2 protein-coding genes are annotated in these 2566 nt (G+C 64.8%); both read left to right on the forward strand.

All coding sequences use genetic code 11. The annotated features are described in order from the left end of the window. Window positions 1-128 precede the first annotated feature (128 nt). A complete protein-coding gene (gene istA, locus F8C90_RS10645; protein ID WP_158050479.1) occupies window positions 129-1736 on the forward strand; it encodes an IS21 family transposase in 1608 nt (535 codons plus the stop codon). Beyond that, entirely contained in the window at window positions 1730-2494 is a 765-nt protein-coding gene (locus F8C90_RS10650) for an ATP-binding protein (protein ID WP_170264654.1), read from the forward strand. The genes istA and F8C90_RS10650 overlap by 7 nt, the downstream gene beginning before the upstream one ends. The last annotated feature ends 72 nt before the right edge of the window (window positions 2495-2566 follow it).

Consider the following 2566-nt stretch of genomic DNA (forward strand, 5'->3'; position numbering starts at 1 on the left):
TGAGTAGTAAGCCCTCTTGGTACTGACAGTCAGCAAATTCCGGTACTGCGAATCAACCAATTGCGGTACCGCCATAGAATCCGTCGCAAGCATCCAATCCGGGATGCGATAGACGGAAAGGAATCACTATGGCGAAGATGAAGAAGGTCCTCCTGATGCTCCTGAGAGGAGGGAGCAGCCAAGACGACGTCGCAGCCGCCCTGCACGTGAGCAAGCGCGACGTCTCCTCGGCCGCCAAGGCGATCAGGGAGCACGGGCTCACCTACGACGAGGTGTCAGGCATGGACCCGTCCGCCGTCGACGACACATTCTTCCCCAAAGAAGCACGCGGCAGGAAGAGGAACGCCGCCTACCTGCAGCCCGACATGCGGGCCTACGTCGAGCGCAAGAAGAGGTGCCGCAAACTCGTCGTGAAGCAGTTCTGGCAGGAGTACTGCTCGTCTGCCGCAGAGTGCGAGAAGCTCGCCTACTCCTACCAGAGTTTCTGCGAGCAGTTCTCCGACGAGGCAGAGAAGCTCGGCGCGACGCAGCACTTCAAGCACGCCCCCGGCGAGAAGGCCTACGTGGACTGGGCAGGCGACGCCGCCAAGCTCACCGACAAGATAACGGGCAAGGCGACGAAGGTGCACGTTCTCGTCGTCTCGCTGCCGTTCTCGGGCCGCTTCTGGGCGCGCGGCTTCGCCGACATGCGCCAGCAGTCCTGGCTCGAGGGCCACATGTCGGCCTTCGAGGAGTTCGGCGGCGTGCCCCGCATGCTCGTCCCGGACAACTGCGCCACGGCGACAGGCCGCGGATCGGCGTACGAGACGCTGCTGAACAAGGACTACGAGCGCTTCGCAGAGCACTACGGCTGTGCCGTCGTCCCCGCCCGCGTGCGCAAGCCGCGCGACAAGAGCACCGCCGAGGGGACCGTCGACCTCGTCGAGAAGTGGGTGATCGCCCCGTCCTCGGAGATGCGCTTCTACACGCTCGACGAGTTCAACGAGTTCTGCGCGCAGCGCGTCGGGTGGCTCAACAGCCGCCCGTTCTCGGCGAAGGAAGGGTCGCGCTCGTCGCTGTTCGACGAAGAGGAGGCCGGCCAGCTCATGCCGCTGCCGGCAGAGCGCTACGAGATGTGCAGGTGGTGCTACCCCAAGGTGTCGCCGGACTACCACGTCACCATAGACTACATGCACTACTCGGTGCCGCACTCCCTAATCGGCCGCACCTTGGAGGCGAAGGTCACGGCCTCCAAGGTGGTCGTCTACGACAACGGCGAGCCCGTCTGCGAGCATGTGCGCCTGACCGGCAGGAAGGGGCAGTACGACACCTTCGACGAGCACATGCCGGCAAACCACCGGGACGCCGGCTCGCCGTGGTCTGACGAGCGCTTCCTGTCATGGGCCGCCAAGATCGGCCCGGAGACCGAGCTCGCCATTGCGCGCGTGCTCGGCAGCAGGAAGATCGTGGAGCAGGCGTTCGTCCCCTGCCGCAACATACTGGGCCTCTCGAAGAGGTACACCCCGCAGCTGCTCGAGGCCGCGTGCGCCCAGGTCAACGCCCTTTGCGCGGTCGCAAGCTACACCGGTGTGAAGAACGCGATCCTCTCCATCAAGGCGCAGCGGGACAGCGCCAGGGCAGCCGGCACAGCCTGCGCCGCCGCCGAGGGGCCCGCGCAGGTCGTCGACCGCGCGGCGCATGCGGGCCGTTTGCGCGGCGCGGACGCCTACCGCAGGAAGGGGGGGCGTCGATGCTGACTGAGGAGCACTTCGGCCTGTTCAAGAAGTTCAGGGTCAGGGCCATGGGCGAGAAGCTGAGGGAGATGGTCGACGACCCCGCCTACGACGACATGACGTTCGAGGACAAGATGGTCGAGCTCCTGGACGCCGAGGCGGCGGCGCGCAAGGAGCGCAAGATCGCCAAGCTCAACCGCGAGGCGGGGTTCAAGATCCCTACGGCCTGCGTGGAAGACGTCGTCTACCTGCCTGGCAGGAAGCTCAGCCGCGACCGCGTCGCGCGCTACGCCGGGTGCAAGTGGGTTGAGGACAACGAGGTGCTCGTCATCATCTCGAAGACCGGCTGCGGGAAGAGCTACCTGTGCCAGGCGCTCGGCAACTCCGCGTGCCGCCATCTCCACCGCGTCTCTTACACGCGCATGGCGGACATGTTCATGGAGCTCAACCGCGCGAGGGCGTGCGCCGACGGCTCGTACTTCGAGAAGATGGACGAGCTCAAGACCGTGAAGCTGCTGATCGTCGACGACTTCATGACCACGCCGATCAGCACCCAAGACGCGGTGGACCTGTTCGAGATCATGGAGGCGCGCGAGGGAAGGCAGGCGACGCTCATCGCCTCGCAGCTGGAGCCGGAGGAGTGGTACCTCCGCATCGAAGGCGAGCTGATGGCGGACTCCATCTTGAACCGCATCGCCACGGCTTCTAGATACATGGACATCGAGGGGCCGAACATGCGCGAGTACTTCGCGAAGCGTAAGAAGGACGAGGAGAGCGGCTAGCCAGTACCGTGATTAGCCGATTTGCGGTACCGTCTTTCGCTGACTGACGGTACCGCAAAAGGCTACTAGCCA

Origin of the sequence: Ellagibacter isourolithinifaciens (genome assembly GCF_008831035.1) — a bacterium.
GTDB classification, from domain to species: Bacteria; Actinomycetota; Coriobacteriia; order Coriobacteriales; family Eggerthellaceae; genus Ellagibacter; species Ellagibacter isourolithinifaciens.